The organism is Methanoculleus sp. 10 (assembly GCF_913757945.1).
In the GTDB taxonomy this organism is placed as follows: Archaea; Halobacteriota; Methanomicrobia; order Methanomicrobiales; family Methanoculleaceae; genus Methanoculleus.
Map to the genome: position 1 here is coordinate 291,777 of NZ_CAJYDP010000001.1, position 17,834 is coordinate 309,610.

The following is a 17,834-nucleotide window of genomic DNA, read 5'->3' on the forward strand; positions in this document are numbered from 1 at the left end:
TGCCTTATCTCGCTGCAGTATCGTCCATCGGCCGGACGTTCACCGCCTTTGCAGCCCACTCATTCTTCTTCCGGTTAAACGATGGAACAACGTCGAATACAACCTGGCTCAGGTCCTCCGGTGCCCAGGTGAGCTCGTTCTTGAACCCGATGTATCCGTCAGCGTCCGGCGGGTTGATGAAGAAGTACTCGCGCTCCGGATGCCCGAGAAAGATCCTGCCAACTACCCCCTCTGCAAGCGGCTTTTCCCGCTCATGCTGCACCGTCAGGGGACTCTGCTCGGTTTCGCAGCTGCTCCAGTGGCGGCTGCACCGATAGGTGAGTTCCTCGACAGAATCCTCGATTGAAGAGATGGCGTTCTCATCGAGGCGCTGCTGCAATTCAGGAGGGATGGACCACGACATCCGCATCCGCAGGGCTGTGACCAGCGTATAGTGGTCCCGGGCCGCGTCCAGGCGACCGACCTGCTTGAAGATGTCACCCATCTCCATGAAGTAGCCGACCATGAACTCCGGGCGCTGCCCTGCTTTCACGGCCCGGGCCATCAGTGCCAGCGCCTCTTCCGGGCGGCCGAGCTGGTGGACAACTTTTCCATACTCAAAGAGGTCGTAGTAGTCCGGCCGGACGTTCCGGCAGAGCTCGTCAAACGTTTCTGCCGCCTTTTCGTATTCACCGATGCCTGCATACGCTTTGGCGAGGTCGGATGCAAAGAATTTGTACTGGTTGGGGAACTTCTCGATCGCTTCACGGCAGAGGGGAAGGGCTTCTTGCGCGCGCCCGGTGCCAATGAGCCCCAAGTTCCGGTAGTGATACCAGCGGGCAAGGTAACTCCAACCTTCTTTTCCATCGGGGAGTTTCATCCCCGCCGGGCTGAGCAGCGAGGGATCGACCCGGGACGTCCATGTTGCCAGCAGATTCCAGTCTTTGGAACCCTTTGCCGGTTTCATGATGGCGAAGGCGATATGGCTCACCGCCTGTGGGGGTGGGTTTCTGGAGAGGGCCTTCTCTCCGCAGGCGTGGAGCACCGGGACAGATGCCCCGTTATCTGCCATCTCTTCGACATAGCCGACATATGTCCATGCGACCTCCAGGTTTACCCAGTTGTGATCGGGGTAACGCGCGGCGATATCGTCGGCGAAGGTCATCGCCTCGCTGATGGGGCGCAGTTTCCTGAGACAGTGCAGCAGGCCTGCAGCAGTATATCCATTGTGATGCTGGCTGTCCCAGAGTTCACGATAGATCTCCAGGGCATCCTCGTACCTTCCGTTCTTTCTCAGTTTGTTTGCTTCCTGTGAGCGTTCTTCAGGGGTATCCATGTCAATCCCTCCTTATGTTCTGGATTTTCTCCGAGGCATAATTAAAGAATGCCATCTCCACATCGGCGTTCAGCCAGATCCCGCGCTCGCGAAGACCCGCATTGGTGAGCGCCTCCGGATGCGGGCATGGTTGGCCTGCTGCATTGAGCTCTGCTGCTGCGTAGGTCAGGATGGCGGTCCATGTGCCGTATTCTTCCGGCCAGCCCTGTTGGCCGGAGAGGATCGCCCAGCGCCCATCGACGGGTGTTGCGGTCAGGTCGAGGAGGTGCAGGTGGGCGGTGTCCCCCGCACCGAAGACCCGGACAATCCGGGTGTCGATCGCTCCAAAAAGTTCCGGCGCTGCGAACCGCAGGAGCTTGCTGGTATAAGTGGGGCCAAACCCCCGGATCTGGCCGCCAAGTACACGGATAGCGTTCTCCGGGCTCTCCCGCGCCCATCGGGCAACCTTTCCATCCTCAAAGAGGGCGATCCGGATCGGAGCAGGCGCCCGGATCCGCTCGATGTTCGGCAACCCGCCCCACCGCGCGATCGCTTTCAGGTGTTCCTCAGAGAGCGTCCCGGCTCTTGCAGCGTCGCCAACCTCACGCTCAAGCCGGCAGATGTCAGGGAATCCGTTCTGCCAGAGATCCCGCTTCCACGCATACGTGCGGTAGAGATCCGGGAAGTCGCAGGTCTCGATCAGGTCGTCGATACAGTCTTTTACCGATGTTTTGAGATTCTGGTTGTTCATTTCTGGTTCCTCGTGTGAGCAGGGCTCCCCCGTCGCCCTGTCCCATTGTTGTATACGCACAGGGAAACAATTAAAAAATTCACGTGACTATTGTGAATATTGTGAAAACTTCTGATCCGATCCGGCCTGCCAGGGCCGATGGCCTGAACGAGCGGGTTCACCTGATCCCGCTCGGCCACGAGATCGACCGGGCCGTAAAGCCGTTTAATACATACCGGGCCGAGCGTGCGTACGTCATCGTGGTCCCGGACAACGCCGACCTGGATGAGCAGATGCTGGAGAAGCAGCGCCACTATACGAAGAGGGTCTGTGAGGGGCTGCTGGCGGCAGGTGTCCGCCCTGAGGTCGCCTACTGCAATATGTTTGACATCCTTGATGTGCTCCGGGTCGTCTCCTCCCTGATTGTGAGAGAGAAGCGGCAGGGGAACGATGTCCTCATCAACATGTCGGCCTGCGGCAGGATGACGTCGGTGGCCGTCACCATGGCGGCGATGGTGCATGGGGTTAGGGCGTACTATGTGCATGCGGACCGCTATGCAACGGGTGACGATGCCGCACTCGAGGCGGACCACGGTCTGAGTATCGTGGAGACCGGGCAGGTCGAACCGCTGTATAACTTCTCCATCATGATGCCGGACGCCGAGTGCCAGCTGCTGCTGTGCGAGCTCTACCGGCGGGGGGAGGGGATGACCAGCGAGGACCTCTTCGGCTTTTTCCACAAGCAAGGATTTGAAGGATATGACGAATTGCCGCCCGAAAAGAGAAACAAGTCTGGCGAATACAGCTCGGGCTCGAAGAACCGGGAACTTCTCAACAGGACGAACCGAAAATACCTGTACAAACTGGAGGCTGCAGGCTACATCACGCGCATCTGGAGCGGCAGGCGCTTTTCTGTTCACATCACCGATGCCGGGAGGTACATTGCCTGTGTGAGCGGTCTGCTTGAGGGTGACGCCACATAAACTGGAAGTAGATGGCTTACAACTCCCTCTATATCAGGTGTAGTGAACTGATGGGGGATTTGGAAGCGGTGATTGAGCAATAGGCACAGGCGGGCAATTATAAATTTTAGGAAAGGTTTAGACTTACTATTGTTGTTCCCGAGTTAATTCAAATACCCCTTCTAAACGGAGCGAGATGAATGGTTAGAAATCATTTTGGGAGACTAGAAGAGGTTGATCTCCGCGCTGGTTGGTTAGATGAGGCGCGGGATTTTACGCCCTGGCTTGCCCAGACTGAAAACCTTGAGATCTTGGGTGATGCTCTTGGGATGGAACTGGAACCCGTCAGTACTGAGCAGGGGGTGGGTCCTTACAAAGCTGACATTCTTGCAAGAGATCCGGCCACCAATACATACGTGCTCATTGAAAACCAGCTTGAGAAGACAGATCACTCGCACCTTGGCCAGATAATTACGTATAGTGCTGGACTTGAGGCGAAGACCATCGTCTGGATCGCCAGAAGGTTTACCGATGAGCATCGTGCTGCACTCGATTGGCTCAATCAAATCTCAGAAGAGTCGCTCAATTTTTTTGGCATTGAGGTTGAATTATGGAGAATTGGAGATTCCTCACCCGCACCTCGATTCAATGTCGTATCCAAACCCAATGAATGGACGAAGTCGATTCATGCATCAAGACAACCTTCGGAATTGACGGATTCGCAAGGAATCCAGTTAGAGTATTGGAGTGGCTTTAACGAGTATCTCGAAAGCGTCTGCTCAAAGCTGAAACCCCGGAAACCGTATCCGCAGAATTGGATAGCATATGGGATTGGAAAAAGCGGCTTTACACTGGCCGCAAAAATTCATCAGCGTGAAAAATGGATTGATGTCGAGATTTGGGTTGGAGGTCAGCACAAAAATGAATATTTCCAGCAAATAAAGGAAAACTTTGAGCAGGTTGCGGCAGAGAAACTGAATCCCCATATTGAGTGGATCTATCGGCCAGAGCGGATTGATCACCTCATCCGGTTGGTTCGACCGATGACGGATCCTGCAGACACTTCTGAATGGCACGAACAATTCGAGTGGATAGAAAATAATCTTAAGATGTTTCGTGAGTTCTTCTCCCCGATAATTAAAAGTCTGAACGTAAATGAAGGTGGAGACTAACGACCGATTTTTGGTTCAAGGCGCCCTCCCTCGTTTAGTGTAGACTCACGGCGTTTCGACATCTCGTAGGTTCACAAGATCTCGGATAAAACCTAATATTTTCCAAAATTTGGCTGAAAATATGGCGTTAATCCTGTGGCCAGTAACAGTGATAGAGTTGGAAGTAAGTTTGACAAAATGAACTTTTCTCTGGCAGGAAAGGGGGATTCTCCCCCTCTCACGCCAGAGCGGGCACGGCGTCCGCCCAGGTCTCGACCGCGGTCCGGATAGCGTCGTCCTGGTAGGACGAGATCCGGACGGTCTTCCTGGTGAAGGTGACGTAGTAGTCGTCACCGGACGGGTCGTGGCACTTGAGCTGGCAGTAGTAGGTTTCGCCGGCAAAGTTGCGCTCGGCGTCCCCGCCCATCGCGGCCGCGAGGGTCGCGTTGGCGAGGGCCTCCGCGGCGTTCGCGTTGAAGGCGGTGATCGAGGGGGACTGGAGCGAGACGTTCCCGACGCGCTTCCCCTCGCCGTCGATGAAGTCCACCTTCGCGGTATAGTGCTCGCGGTTCCGGACGACCGCAGCGACGGGCTGGCCGTCAGAGCCGGTATACCCGACACACCCGAAGGGATTGTCATCGATGACGGTCTCGATGAGGTTGTCAAACGACGTTACATCGGCGATCGGGACGGCGAGGTCCCGGACCGCCGTCTTGTTGACGGTCTTCTGCACGAAGTCTGCCATGGTTGGTTCTCCTTTGCGGCACAATCCTCCTAGGGCTGTGCCTGATAGGAAGACGCAAGGCGCCTTCCGTGCCTGCATGCTCCCGGGAATATGACAGACAAGCATAGGATATGCCTTCCAGTAATATTAGCCTGACTTTATCTTAGACCGCAGATTTGGCCGGGATTCCCGTGTATATCCTTTACGGTCAGCCTTTTGGGGTCCGGTGGCACATAGTCCTCCGGGAGGGTTACCAGGATGACCGGGGAAAAGACCACCCGGGAACTCGTCTACGAGACGAACCGGGATGTGAAGTGGATCTGCCGGGCGCTCCAGCGGATGGAGGCGCAGGACGAGGCGTTTGAGAGCCGGCTCCGGGCGCTGGAGGGGTGGCGGGCCGAGAAAGTGGGTGAGGAGCGGAGAGTTTCCACGATCAGCGCCGGGGCCGGCGGGGTCGTCGGCGGGGTGGTGGCGGTGCTGGTGAAGGTGCTCGGCGGGTGAGCCCGGCTGGCTGATCCCTTTTTGGTGCGGTAAGTCGGCCAACGGTACCCCAACCGGCAGACCACACTCCCTTTGGTCGTGGCGTCTGCCTGATCTCTTCTTCCTGTTTGGGTTCTCTGACGGCCGCGGCCGGCTCGAAGCTCACCGGCCGCCGCCTGCAGGGTTGCGCGCTCCGCACCGTGCTATCGCACCGTGCTCCGCGCGGGAGGCAGTGGCCCCGCGGGGCCACCCCCTCTATTGCGAGTGTTTCAGGTGCTCGATCCGGTTCAGCCGGTTATTTATCCCCATCCATGACCTATCGCCACGGACTGCCCGCCCCCCGAGGGGGCGGGAGGAGGCGCGGAGCGCCGGGCGGTGGGGGTCCGTTTGAGGGGTGGCCCTGTGCCACCCCTCCGTGCGAGGAGCGTGGTGCGGAGCACGACGCGACGAGCACTTTCCAACAGACGATGACCGGCGAGTTCCGAGCCGGTCATGGTCGTCTAAGGTCCCGGGCAGGAAGAGAAGACCAGGCAGACGCCACGACTGGAGGGCGGCGAGGGGGCACGGAGTGCAGCGCCGGAGGCGCGACCCTCGCTGACCGGAGGGAGGGAGGTCTGCCGGTGGATGGCTCTCGGTTACGGGCTATCGCCACGGACTGCCCCCCTCCTCGGAGGGGGCGGGGGTGGGTTCTCTTATCTAAACCTTACTCTCATAATCAAGGGTCGTTTGATGGAAATGCTCTTACGTTACCTTAAGGCGAGTTTCAGTTCCCTGATATCCATACCAAAGTGGTTGTATGGCGGGTATCCTCTAATTTGAATCTTAAGCCGAAAGGTTACAACGTTCATGATCTCACTCGGAAGAGTTTATGAAACGATTAAAGTAAATGGGAGACAGATCTGAATTTAAATTTGGTTTCTGGTGATAGAAATGAACTCATTAATCCGTCTTGCTGCAAACGCACTTCCTGGCGAGAAGTAATATGTTCTGTTTGCAGGTGCTGGCGTTTCAAAGGATGCAGGTATTCCCACAGTTTGGGATCTGGCAAGACACCACCCCTGTTGCGGGCAACCAAATTATGCTGCCACAGCCGTCGCCCGCACAGCCTCGAGCACCTGGATGAGCTCATCCATATCAGCCGACTGGAACAGACCTTCCGGTCCTTGCGGCGTGATGTCCGTGAACGGCGACTCGTAGAGTAGGGCGGGTTTCATAACCCCGTGCTCGGTCAGGTAGTTCAGGATCAGGTTGACGAACTCAATCTGGTTCGCAGTGAACGTTTTTCCTTCGATGAAACCCCCTAGTGCATAGATGATATGCGGTCTCTCCGCTGCCCGACGGGCTCCTGCAGATGACGTGCATCGGTGTCGCGCCGACCATTCCCGTGCCCGGTTTGAAGGCGAGTTGCTCCATCGGAGCCAGGCGGCTTGGTAACGGTTCGGGAACATAATCGACAGCAAAGACGCTCGGGTCTTGGAAGAGCGCCGGACTCCTGTGTGGTACATCCTGTGGTCATTCTACCGACGTTAATTTTCCACAATCAACAAACAAGAGACCGGACCACCCGAAGAAAAGGGAAAGGTTTTTGCCTGAACATTCATTCAACTAAATCGATGGCGAATGAAACTGAGTAAGCATGTCCGTTCGCATTTGGCGATGATGATTTGTGGGGATAAACCATATAGAAAAATATTTCCATATCGAAATACGTCACAATTGACTTCTTTCTTTGAGAATTTGAACTTAAACTATAAGCACGATGGTAGCCGCAGAGGACTATGGGTTTCTGGCGTATTAGCAGAGTTGGATGTTAATTCTAACGAGCACGATAATTCGCCTTCGCCTGAACTTATGGCAGTGATTAAAGCACTGGTTGATCCTGATTACTATTGTGATCGATTCTCAAATTTAGAGAAAGCAAAGAAAGAACTGAAAACACTACTTGACAATAACAATATTGTCGTTCCTTTTGATGGCGATCTGTCAGTAGTAAACCGTAGTAGAAAACGGAGAACTAGATCTGCGTCAGGTCAAGGTAGTGACGGAGAAGATGATTGCCTGTGCATCGTCCCAAAATTTTTCAAACTACCAAAGAACCCTGTCGATCAGAATTTGGTATCGGTAATGATGCCATTTTCAAAAGACTTCCAAGGCGTATACGATGCAATTCGATCTGCTTGTGCAAGCGCGGATTTAAATTGTCAAAGAGTTGATGAAGTCTGGAACAACTCTGAAATTGTTCAAGATATATTCGAGCTGATTTTCACGTCAGCCATAGTAATTGCAGATTTTTCTCAAAGAAATCCAAATGTTTTCTACGAAGTTGGGATAGCACATACGTTAGGGAAAGAGGTAATTCCAATTGCTCAAAATGATGGCGATATCCCATTTGATCTGCATCACCACAGAGTTTTGTTGTACCACAATAACAACGAGGGGAGAGGAGAACTGAAAGAAGGGTTATTGACTAGGCTACAGACGTTGAAAGGGCGATAGCTCATTGCAGCATTGCTATAGCATCATCTCTCATTCCTTTCACATGCTCCAACAGGGTTGCTGCGTCCTCTTGGGTAATACGAATCTCGCCTCGCAAATATCTGCCCTTGCTCCGTTGAGTGGCTAAAGAATTGAATGCCTGAGCGTATTCGGGTTTTAAATTGCCCAAGTAGACATAATGGTTAAACCTATTCTTGAGCGGACCATGTGATTTGCTTTCGGTAACCACCCGGTCTCGGAATAACATTAGAATAGCCTGTGCCAAAAGTTCTATTGCACTGTACAAGTTATCGGCAAATGGCGCCATGTGGTTTTGAGTATAGTAGAATTCAGCCCCTTTGATGAATTCACTTGCACGTTCGATATACCGGCTACTCAAGTCTTTATTATATCTGAAATCAAAGTGGAGGAGCCACTTCTCGCCGATATGAAAAATTATAACATGAGCACAGTCAGGATCGTCGTCTTCTGTTAGTTCAATTTCTTTAAGCCCTTCAATTTCGTGGCTATAAACCGGATCTCCCTTTTCTTTACTGATACCTTCTTTCAGCTTGACCTTCACCAGTGCATCGACCTCATCATTAAATCGGACCATTGTTTTTCGATCATCTGGAAAGAATACCAATTGGACTTTCTGGATAACCAGAGGTTTCGGAAGGTCTCCTATCTCCTGCCGACGCTCAACTTCAGGCAGAATGAATAGATCCATTACTTGCTGAAAGGCACGATTAGCAACTTCCGGATCGTCAAGGGGATTAGGATCTGTCGCCTCTGTCATTAATATGGGATTTTCTCCAAAGGAATGAATAAATGTTTTCACCTTTTAGAATCCTCGATGGGCGCCCTTTTGGGGTTGAAAAGAATATTCGTGCTGCTGGGGAAGGCGATCTGGCTGTAACTGAAGTAATCCAAAAGCGGTATGCTCGCGTCCACGATCGTCCCCCTCCAGTTCTATCATCGCTGTTGCAGGCACAACTGCCTTCTGTCTCGAACTTGCCCTTCCACATAGCCTTCAGCGCGATGATGGTCACCCGCTCGAGCAGCGAAAAGCACGGGAGACGGTCTTCCGGAGTGTCGATGAGATAGGACACCTTCTCCTCAAAAAGATAAGATGGTCGCACAATCGCACCCTCCTGTACTGCATCGTTGAGATGGCTGCAACAGTCGGTGTCTCTTCAGATGTCGAGTGGTGGAACTTGACGGGAACTTCATCTGTCATCGGCACGTCTCCTAGATGAGAAAATGTGGAGGATGCGGCACCTCACGCGATCGGGTTTTCGGTGGCGCCGGCACAACGGGTGTTCGGCTCCATGAAATCGAGATGCTGAAGGGCTATTTAGCCCAAAATGGGCACAAATCAAGAAGAATGCGGATATGATCCTACGCGCACAAAATTTTTCTATTTTGGCGACAGATTGCAGATCAGCAAAGAGGTCAAAAATCCAATCCTGGGCAGAATCTACCCCCAATCGGGAAAACTCACCCGCAGCATTGGTTTTTGGGTTCTCATTTTGAGAGCATTTCCCTTTGAGATTGTTTTTTCTGATAGCGTTTGCTTTCTGCCGAGCGAGTAAAATTCAGAACTAGCGGTTCTGCCATATTATCCCTGGATGACTTGCACCCGCACGGTCTTGAGATAATTTCAGCGATCGATCTCCTCGATGGAGAGGCGACAAATTAGTAAGACACATAATAAGTGGAGGTATAGATATGTTGTATAAACCGATAAATGGGCATGAGGACGTCCAATAGGAAAATAGTCTGTCCACGTCTTCCGTTCTCCAAAGCCTTTCCTGAAGGATTGGGGAGAATTGTCGGAGAGTAAAATATCTCATCCCGGTGGTTCGATGGTTTATCTGCCACCTCCTGGAGCCGATCATGGAACAATCACAGCTGAACTGGATCGTTAATTTCATCTGGGGAATCGCAGACGATGTTCTCCGCGACCTCTACGTTCGTGGTAAATACCGCGACGTTATCCTGCCGATGACTGTCATACGGCGCCTGGATACCGTGCTCGAGCCGACAAAGCAGGCTGTGCTCGAGATGAAGAGCACACTCGATGCGGCCGGGATCACCAACCAGGATCAGGCCCTCAGGCAGGCTGCAGGGCAGGCATTCTACAACACTTCATCGTTCACGCTCCAAGACCTCCGTGCTCGTTCAAGCCAGCAGCAGCTCAAGGCAGACTTCGAGGCCTATCTCGATGGATTCTCCCCAAACGTACAGGAAATCCTCGACAACTTCGAGTTTCGCAACCAGATCCCCCGTCTCTCGAAAGCCGACAGGCTTGGAACCCTTATCGAGAAGTTCCTCGACCCGGCGATCAACCTGAGCCCCGACCCGGTCCACGCGCCCGATGGATCGATAAGGCTTCCCGGCCTCGACAATCATGCCATGGGCACGATCTTCGAGGAACTCATACGCCGTTTTAACGAAGAGAACAACGAAGAAGCCGGCGAACACTGGACGCCCCGCGACGCTGTGAGGCTGATGGCACGGCTCGTCTTCCTGCCGGTCGCCGATGAGATCGATTCGGGAACCTACCTGCTCTACGACGGCGCCTGCGGGACCGGCGGGATGCTCACGGTGGCCGAAGGGACGCTGACGGAGATTGCCCGCGAGCGTGGGAAGCAGGTTACGACCCATCTCTACGGCCAGGAGATCAACGCCGAGACCTATGCCATCGCCAAGGCCGACTTCCTGCTCAAAGGGGACGGCGACCAGGCAGATAATCTGGTCGGCGGCCCCGAGTATTCGACGCTCGCGAACGATGCCTTCCCTTCCCACGAGTTTGACTTTATGCTCTCCAACCCGCCCTACGGCAAGAGCTGGAAGACCGATCTGGAGCGCATGGGCAGCAAGAGCGGGATGAAGGATCCACGGTTCATCATCGAGCACGCGGGCGATCCGGAGTATTCGCTCGTCACCCGGTCAAGCGACGGTCAGATGCTCTTCCTCGCAAACATGCTCTCCAAGATGAAGCACGGCACCCGGCTTGGCAGCCGTATCGCTGAAGTCCACAACGGCTCGTCGCTCTTCACCGGAGATGCCGGCCAGGGCGAGAGCAACATTCGTCGCTGGATCATCGAGAACGACTGGCTCGAAGCGATCGTTGCGCTGCCACTGAACATGTTCTACAACACCGGCATCGCTACCTATGTCTGGGTGCTCTCAAACCGCAAGCCGGAACACCGGCGCGGCAAGGTGCAGCTCATCGACGCCACACAGTGGTACAAGCCGCTCCGAAAGAACCTGGGCAAAAAGAACTGCCAGTTCTCTGAGGAGGACTGCCAGCGGATCTGCGATGTCTTCCTCGCGTTTGAGGAGACCGAGCAGTCGAAGATCTTCGAAAACGCTGCGTTCGGCTACTGGAAGGTGACGGTCGAGCGCCCCCTGCGGCTCAGGGGCATCGACGGAGATCGCGCCTATAGCCCCAAAGAGATCAAAGCGCTCAGGGAGCAGTGCGAGCGCGATGAGGCGGCGCCAGCAGTGATCAAGAAGATTCACAAGCCCGGTAAGGTCGAGCCGGATCCGCTCCGCGGGCTCTTCGAGGCCGTCATCGACGGCAGACGCTGTGTTGTGGAATATGAGCCTGACGGTGACCTTCGCGACACCGAGCAGATACCGCTCCTGGAAGAAGGCGGCATCGAGGCCTTCCTCCGCCGCGAGGTGCTCCCCTATGTGCCCGATGCCTGGTTCGACGAGTCGAGCGTAAGGATTGGCTACGAGATCAGTTTCAACCGCTACTTCTACAAGCCCCAGCCGATGCGGACGTTAGAGGAGATACGGGCCGAGATCCTGACGGTGCGGAGGGAGAGCGAGGGGCTGCTGGATGAAATCCTTGGGGGTGGCGGGCGATGAAGGCAACCGAGGCTAAACTTCTTGAGTTCCTCAAAAAATCGCCGCAGTTCGTCATTCCCATTTACCAGCGCACTTACAGTTGGGGCGAACGGGAATGTCGGCAGTTGTGGGATGATATTCTGCGCACAGGCCGTAACGATGCGGTATCTGCGCACTTCGTCGGCTCTATTGTTTATGTGGAAAAGGGCCTTTACAATGTGTCGAGCCAGTCGCCGCTCCTGGTAATTGACGGCCAGCAGCGCCTCACGACGCTAACCCTACTAATCGAAGCTCTGGCCCGCAGTCTGGGCGACAGCGAACCGATAGATGGTTTTTCCTCCAAAAAACTCCGGAATTACTATCTACTCAATCCCCTTGAAGAGGGGGACCGCCGGTACAAACTGATACTTTCACAGACAGACAAGGCATCGCTCGTGGCACTGCTTGACCAACAGCCGAGACCCAGGGAGCACTCCATCCGCGTGGAAGAAAACTTCAGTTTTTTCAAGGAACGGGTAGCCGAGATCAGGAATGAACTGGAGGCTCTCTGTAAGGGTATAGCCAAGCTGGTGATCGTGGACATCTCTCTCAACCGTGATCAGGATAACCCGCAACTTATCTTTGAGAGCCTCAATTCCACCGGTCGTGAGTTAAGTCAAGCGGACTTAATCCGCAATTTTATTCTTATGGGACTGGAGCCGCAGCTCCAGACACGGCTCTATGAACGGTACTGGCGGCCAATGGAGGTGGATTTCGGGCAGGAAGGCTATGCTACGCATTTTGACAGATTCATGCGTCATTTCCTGACGGTGAAGACTGGTGAAATTCCGAACGTCCGCGAAGTGTACGAAGCCTTCAAACAATATGCCCGGTCGCCCGAGATAACTGGAGTTGAATCGCTGGTGGCCGATATCCACGCCTCCGCCAAGTATTATTGTGCCATAGCGCTCGGTGCTGAGACAAACGCCGAACTCAAATCTGCCTTCCACGACCTGCGCGAGTTGAAGGTCGAGGTTGCCTACCCGTTCCTCCTGGAACTATACCACGACTACGCCACTGGGACTTTGACACGGGAAGAATTAATTCAGGCGGTTCGGTTGGTGGAGAGTTATGTCTTCCGCCGGGCTGTGTGTGCCATTCCCACCAACTCGCTCAACAAGACCTTCGCTACCTTTGGTCGTGCGCTTAGAAAGGACCGCTACCTGGAGAGTATCCAGGTGCATCTGCTGACACTTCCTTCCTACCGGCGCTTCCCGGGCAACGAGGAGTTCAAACGTGAACTTGCCTTGCGCGACCTCTATAACTTCCGCAGCCGCAGTTATTGGCTGCGCCGTCTGGAAAATTACGGTCGTAAGGAACGCGTTCCGGTGGATGAGTATACCATTGAGCACATCCTGCCACAGAACGAGAACCTCTCGGTGAAATGGCGCGAGGCTCTGGGCCCTGAGTGGCGGAGTATCCAGGAGAGGTGGCTGCACACTCTTGGCAATCTGACGCTCACTGGCTACAACGCTGAGTATAGCGACCGCCCATTTGTCGAGAAGCGTGACATGGTGGGCGGTTTCAAGCAGAGTCCGTTGCGGCTTAATGAGGGGCTCGCCACGCTCGAAACATGGGATGAAACAACCATCCAAGAGCGTGCCGTACGGCTTGCCGCATTGGCAACCGAGGTCTGGGCGGCACCTATGCTCCCAGCCGAGATCCTCGAAACCTACCGACCGAACGTCGAAAGGGCGGCTGGCTACACCATTGACGACCACCCTCACCTCGCCAACGATAGTCCCATGCGTTCAGTGTTCGAGGTGTTTCGCAAGGAGGTCATTGCCCTTGATCCATGCGTGACCGAGGAGTTTCTCAAGTACTACGTCGCCTTCAAGGCCGAGACCAACTTTGTGGATGTCTATCCACAAGCTTCCCAGCTGCGACTTACGATCAACATGCAGTTCCACGAAATTGATGATCCCAGGCATCTATGTCGAGACATAACCGGACACCGGTTAAATGGCGATGTGGCGCTGACGCTGAAAAAACTCGAAGAGTTGCCTTATATAATGGGATTGGTGCGGCAGGCCTTCGAGAAGCAGATGGGAAACGGGGAGGTGGAGGCATGATTGCCAGTTCTCAAGTAAACCAATATGAGGGCGGGGATCTGGTGGAAGAAATGGGTGGAGAAGGTCGATGACACAGAAGGAGACGCTGACACTTCCACAGCGCCTGCATGGACTGGTGAGATTCCTTCCGCAGTTTGAAGAGCCTAGCTTTAGATTTGGTCACTGGGAAGAGACCAAGGAAATCACGCCCGGCGTGCTGACGATGCCGTACTTCTCGTTCTCCGCTGTTGCCAGCAAGTTCATACGGGCAGCCTACGGCCTCGGATGGGTCCGCCTTGACTTTGACTGGCCCGCCTGGGCGCAGACGCCGGAGGCAGTACAGCTCCGCGACGATGCTGGGGCCCTGAGCAGAGCCACACCGGAGCAACTTTCCTGGGTGCTCACTGCGGTCGCCCGCCAAGATCGATTCTGCGAGGGGGCGCTCGCCGATGCCTTTGAATCCGGTCTAATCACTGCGATCTGCCGCCGTGCCGCTCAACTTGAATCCGAGGTGGACGGAGGGATGGCATGACAATGGATCTGCGCCCCTCCTATCCTGCGTACAGAGACTCCGGCGTGCCGTGGCTCGGAGAAGTGCCGGAGCATTGGAAGGTGCTTCCTGGTCGTGCCTGCTATTACGAAAAGAAGGAGCCGAATACTGGACTGAAAGAAAAAACGGTTCTTTCTCTAAGTTACGGGCAGATTGTCATTAAGCCAGAAGAGAAACTTCATGGTCTTGTACCTGCATCATTTGAAACGTATCAGATCGTTGATCCGGGTGATATTATCATCCGGCCGACCGATCTCCAGAACGATTGGAACAGCCTTCGCTTTGGACTCTCTCATCACCGTGGCATCATCACATCGGCCTACATGTGTTTTCACACGAAGGGGGTATTAGATCGGAGTTATGGACATCTCCTGCTACATGCATATGATCTGAGGAAGGTCTTCTATGGTCTAGGATCTGGTCTTAGACAAAATCTTGATTGGAGGGACTTCAAATATCTTCCCTGTTGCGCCCCACCCATCTCCGAGCAAGTCGCCATCGTCCGCTTCCTCAACTACATCGACCAGCGCATCCGGCGCTCCATTCATGCCAAGCGGAAACTAATCGAGCTTCTGAACGAGCAGAAGCAGGCCATCATCCACCAGGCCGTCACCCGCGGCCTCGACCCGAATGTTCCAATGAAAGATTCTGGCGTGGAGTGGCTCGGAGAGGTGCCGGAGCATTGGGAAGTGTCTCGCGTCAAGAACGAATTCGACTGCCTGAACTCACGTCGGGTGCCTTTGAGTGGCATTGAGCGAGGTGCGATGACCTTGCGTCGTTATGACTACTACGGTGCGTCCGGTGTGATCGACAAGGTTGATGGCTATCTATTCGACGATGAACTGCTGCTCATCGCGGAAGACGGTGCGAACCTCGTTCTGCGGAACTTGCCGTTAGCTATCATCGCCCGTGGGAAGTTTTGGGTGAACAACCATGCACATATCCTGAAGCCAAAGTTTGGTAATCTTGAGTATCTCGCGGCGGTGATGGAGTGGTTGAACTATATGCCCTGGATTTCAGGAGCTGCACAACCGAAGCTCACACAAGACCGATTAATGAACATTGCGATTGCTGTGCCTCCCAGAGAGGAGCAAGACCGAATCGTAGGGATTACAGCTAAGAAGACATCCTCGCTAAGCGCTACCATCAATCACTCCAAACGCGAAATCTCCCTCCTCCGCGAATACCGCACCCACCTCATTGCCGACGTCGTTACCGGCAAGGTGGATGTCCGTCATATCTCATTGCCTGACGAGAGCAATATCGAAACAATCTTTGGAGAGGACGTAGAACCCCTCGACAATGAGACGTGCGCACTTGCCGAAGTCGAATGTGCCGTGGAGATAGAAGAATAATTATTTAATAAAATGGAGGTGGCGCTCATGAATGAACCCGTATTGAAAGAAATTCATTTGAGGAATATATTGTCGTTTGGGCCGGATACCAAGCCGCTTCCGCTCGGGCCACTTAATGTGTTGATCGGCCCCAACGGTTCAGGTAAGTCTAACCTGCTCGAAGTAATTGGTCTGTTGCGAGCAGCGCCCAAAGACCTTTCGGCTCCGGTCAAGGAGGCAGGGGGGGTCCATGACTGGCTATGGAAAGGTGCAAAGAATCCTACTGCTTCTATTGAGGTGATCATCCATAACCAAGCTAGCCCTAACATGCCCATCCGGCACAGCTTTTCATTTGTGGAGCATGGCAAGCGATTTGAAGTGACGGCGGAACGGATTGAGAATCGAGAGCCTTTTCCTTCATACCGGGACCCTTTCTTTTTTTATCGAAACGAAAACGGGTATATCAAACTGAAGGGGAAACCGCAGTATCAAGACAGGGTATTTTCAGAGCGGGGAGAGAGTGAAGAGAGACAACTCCCCAGAGAGAAGATCGATCCGGAAAAATCTGTTCTCTCCCAAGTCCGGGACCCCGAACGTTACCCCACGCTTGCCTATTTAACAGAGATTTACGATTCTTTCCGTCTTTATCGAGAATGGACATTCGGGCGTTATACTCCTCCGCGACAACCGCAAAAAGCCGACCTTCCCACCGAATATCTGCTGGAAACATGCGAGAATTTACCCCTTGTGTTAAATTCACTGCGACCGCGTGTCAAATCTGAGATAATTGAAGCATTGAATTACCTCTTCCCCGCAATCGACGACTTCAATGTTCAGATCGAGGGAGGATGGGTTCAACTGTATCTGGAAGAAGGAGCATTCAGCATCCCGGCAACCCGCCTTTCTGACGGCACATTACGGTATCTCTGTCTGATAGCGATCCTTTGCCATCCTACCCCCCCACCGCTGGTCTGCATCGAAGAACCTGAATTAGGCTTGCACCCCGACGTCCTGCCTCATCTGGCTGACCTGATGATCGCAGCATCGGAGCGCTGCCAGTTGATTGTGACGACTCATTCGGATGTGCTGGTGGATGCCCTGACCGGGACACCGGAATCAGTTATTATATGCGAGAAAATGGACGGAAAAACCGAGATGCAGCGTCTGAATCGCGAAGACCTCGCCCAATGGCTGAATAAGTACCGTCTGGGCGAACTCTGGCTCAAGGGAGAAATAGGAGGGACTCGCTGGTGAAAGCAAAGCTCTATCTGGAAGGCGGGGGCGACTCCAGAGAATTGCGTATTCGTTGCCGCGAGGGTTTCAGAAAATTGCTGGAATCGGCAGGTTTCAAGGGGAAGATGCCGCAGCTCATTGCTTGCGGCAGCCGCGATTCGACATACTGTGATTTTAAAACGGCATACACAAACTCCAATGCAGATTATGTCGCAATGCTGGTGGATAGCGAGGAGCCTGTGGCAGATCCAGAAAAGACCTGGGATCACCTGAAAGCACGTGACGGTTGGGAACAGCCTGATGGGAGTAACGACGAGCAGGTATTGTTCATGACGACCTGCATGGAGACCTGGATTGCAAGTGACATGGATACCCTCCGGCAGCACTACGGCAATTGTTTCCAGCAATCTGCTTTGCCGCCGCTCCACAATATCGAGCAACACGATCGTCATGATATTCAGGAGAGGCTGAAAGAAGCTACATGCAACTGCTCAAACGCCTATCAAAAGAATCTGCGTTCCTTCGAAGTGCTGGGCAAACTTAACCCAACAACACTTGAGACTCACCTAGCGGCTTTCCGACGCACGAAACGCATCTTGAATGAAAAACTGCAATGACTTCAGGCGCCGGTGAAAATATGTTGGAGCGGCTCAATGTGCGTGCGGCGGCAGGCCTTCCCGCAAGAACCAGGGAGCCTGAGTCCTGTGACGATGTGGATGCCCTGGCAGAAGATGAACTGTTTGCTGAAGATGTAGACCTCTATGTTGAAGCAGGGGAGGTCGGGGCATGACAACCGAGCACCCTGTCGATTACCTCGCGAGCCCGCTTGCGACGACCGTGAGCAGCCCAAAGATGATGAAATACGTTCCCTGGTGGGCGGCATCAGGCGGGAGGGATACTTGATGAGTATGTGTTCAGAGTGCCCGTACTCCAAGAATAAAGCCATC

The 17,834-nt window shown here is 53.9% G+C and carries 16 protein-coding genes; 11 read left to right on the forward strand and 5 right to left on the reverse strand.

Going from position 1 to position 17,834, the window contains the following annotated elements:
• Window positions 1-4 precede the first annotated feature (4 nt).
• Both QZ408_RS01510 and QZ408_RS01515 read right to left on the reverse strand, forming a co-directional pair.
• Window positions 5-1,315: a tetratricopeptide repeat protein gene (locus QZ408_RS01510; protein WP_014867127.1), complete on the reverse strand. Its 1,311-nt coding sequence runs from the start codon at window positions 1,313-1,315 to the stop codon at window positions 5-7.
• A gap of 1 nt (window position 1,316) precedes the next feature.
• The gene (locus QZ408_RS01515) at window positions 1,317-2,045 is read right to left on the reverse strand and encodes a hypothetical protein (protein WP_292384372.1); all 729 of its coding nucleotides are present in this window, start codon (window positions 2,043-2,045) and stop codon (window positions 1,317-1,319) included.
• Between the two features lie 101 nt (window positions 2,046-2,146).
• On the opposite strand from QZ408_RS01515, the gene QZ408_RS01520 reads away from it, so the two are divergent.
• Both QZ408_RS01520 and QZ408_RS01525 read left to right on the forward strand, forming a co-directional pair.
• The gene (locus QZ408_RS01520; protein ID WP_238320542.1) at window positions 2,147-3,007 is read left to right on the forward strand and encodes a DUF6293 family protein; all 861 of its coding nucleotides are present in this window, start codon (window positions 2,147-2,149) and stop codon (window positions 3,005-3,007) included.
• A gap of 179 nt (window positions 3,008-3,186) precedes the next feature.
• Window positions 3,187-4,158 (forward strand): DUF4268 domain-containing protein, encoded by a 972-nt coding sequence (locus QZ408_RS01525; protein ID WP_014867131.1) that lies wholly within the window; start codon window positions 3,187-3,189, stop codon window positions 4,156-4,158.
• 217 nt (window positions 4,159-4,375) lie between these two features.
• Here the strand turns inward: QZ408_RS01525 and QZ408_RS01530 are convergent, their stop codons facing one another.
• Complete coding sequence (locus tag QZ408_RS01530; protein ID WP_292489096.1) at window positions 4,376-4,882, reverse strand: hypothetical protein; 507 nt, start codon at window positions 4,880-4,882, stop codon at window positions 4,376-4,378.
• A gap of 237 nt (window positions 4,883-5,119) precedes the next feature.
• Here QZ408_RS01530 and QZ408_RS01535 point away from each other — a divergent pair, with 237 nt between their 5' ends.
• A complete protein-coding gene (locus QZ408_RS01535; RefSeq protein ID WP_292489098.1) occupies window positions 5,120-5,362 on the forward strand; it encodes a hypothetical protein in 243 nt (80 codons plus the stop codon).
• Window positions 5,363-6,417: 1,055 nt separating this feature from the next.
• On the opposite strand, the gene QZ408_RS01540 is transcribed toward QZ408_RS01535, so the two are convergent.
• Window positions 6,418-6,846, reverse strand: a complete 429-nt coding sequence (locus tag QZ408_RS01540; RefSeq protein ID WP_365995312.1) for a type I restriction-modification enzyme R subunit C-terminal domain-containing protein — start codon at window positions 6,844-6,846, stop codon at window positions 6,418-6,420.
• A gap of 115 nt (window positions 6,847-6,961) precedes the next feature.
• Here QZ408_RS01540 and QZ408_RS01545 point away from each other — a divergent pair, with 115 nt between their 5' ends.
• Window positions 6,962-7,837 (forward strand): hypothetical protein, encoded by an 876-nt coding sequence (locus tag QZ408_RS01545; protein WP_292489101.1) that lies wholly within the window; start codon window positions 6,962-6,964, stop codon window positions 7,835-7,837.
• A gap of 1 nt (window position 7,838) precedes the next feature.
• Here the strand turns inward: QZ408_RS01545 and QZ408_RS01550 are convergent, their stop codons facing one another.
• Window positions 7,839-8,615 (reverse strand): HEPN domain-containing protein, encoded by a 777-nt coding sequence (locus QZ408_RS01550; RefSeq protein ID WP_292489103.1) that lies wholly within the window; start codon window positions 8,613-8,615, stop codon window positions 7,839-7,841.
• Window positions 8,616-9,715: 1,100 nt separating this feature from the next.
• Here QZ408_RS01550 and QZ408_RS01555 point away from each other — a divergent pair.
• The 7 genes from QZ408_RS01555 (at window position 9,716) to QZ408_RS01585 (ending at window position 17,677) form a co-directional block, all read left to right on the forward strand.
• Window positions 9,716-11,701, forward strand: coding sequence for a class I SAM-dependent DNA methyltransferase (locus QZ408_RS01555; protein ID WP_292489105.1), 1,986 nt, complete (start codon window positions 9,716-9,718; stop codon window positions 11,699-11,701).
• Window positions 11,698-13,791 carry a DUF262 and DUF1524 domain-containing protein gene (locus tag QZ408_RS01560; RefSeq protein WP_292489107.1) on the forward strand — a complete coding sequence of 698 codons (2,094 nt, stop codon included), beginning with the start codon at window positions 11,698-11,700 and terminating at the stop codon, window positions 13,789-13,791. The genes QZ408_RS01555 and QZ408_RS01560 overlap by 4 nt, the downstream gene beginning before the upstream one ends.
• A 67-nt stretch (window positions 13,792-13,858) precedes the next feature.
• On the forward strand, window positions 13,859-14,302 hold the full coding sequence (locus QZ408_RS01565; protein ID WP_292489109.1) for a DUF6508 domain-containing protein: 444 nt from the start codon (window positions 13,859-13,861) through the stop codon (window positions 14,300-14,302).
• Window positions 14,299-15,675 carry a restriction endonuclease subunit S gene (locus QZ408_RS01570; protein WP_292489111.1) on the forward strand — a complete coding sequence of 459 codons (1,377 nt, stop codon included), beginning with the start codon at window positions 14,299-14,301 and terminating at the stop codon, window positions 15,673-15,675. The genes QZ408_RS01565 and QZ408_RS01570 overlap by 4 nt, the downstream gene beginning before the upstream one ends.
• A gap of 12 nt (window positions 15,676-15,687) precedes the next feature.
• Window positions 15,688-16,908, forward strand: coding sequence for an AAA family ATPase (locus QZ408_RS01575; RefSeq protein ID WP_292489113.1), 1,221 nt, complete (start codon window positions 15,688-15,690; stop codon window positions 16,906-16,908).
• Window positions 16,905-17,504, forward strand: a complete 600-nt coding sequence (locus QZ408_RS01580) for a DUF4276 family protein (RefSeq protein WP_292489115.1) — start codon at window positions 16,905-16,907, stop codon at window positions 17,502-17,504. Before QZ408_RS01575 ends, QZ408_RS01580 begins: the two co-directional genes overlap by 4 nt.
• 20 nt (window positions 17,505-17,524) lie before the next feature.
• Window positions 17,525-17,677 carry a hypothetical protein gene (locus QZ408_RS01585; protein ID WP_292489117.1) on the forward strand — a complete coding sequence of 51 codons (153 nt, stop codon included), beginning with the start codon at window positions 17,525-17,527 and terminating at the stop codon, window positions 17,675-17,677.
• Window positions 17,678-17,834 lie beyond the last annotated feature (157 nt).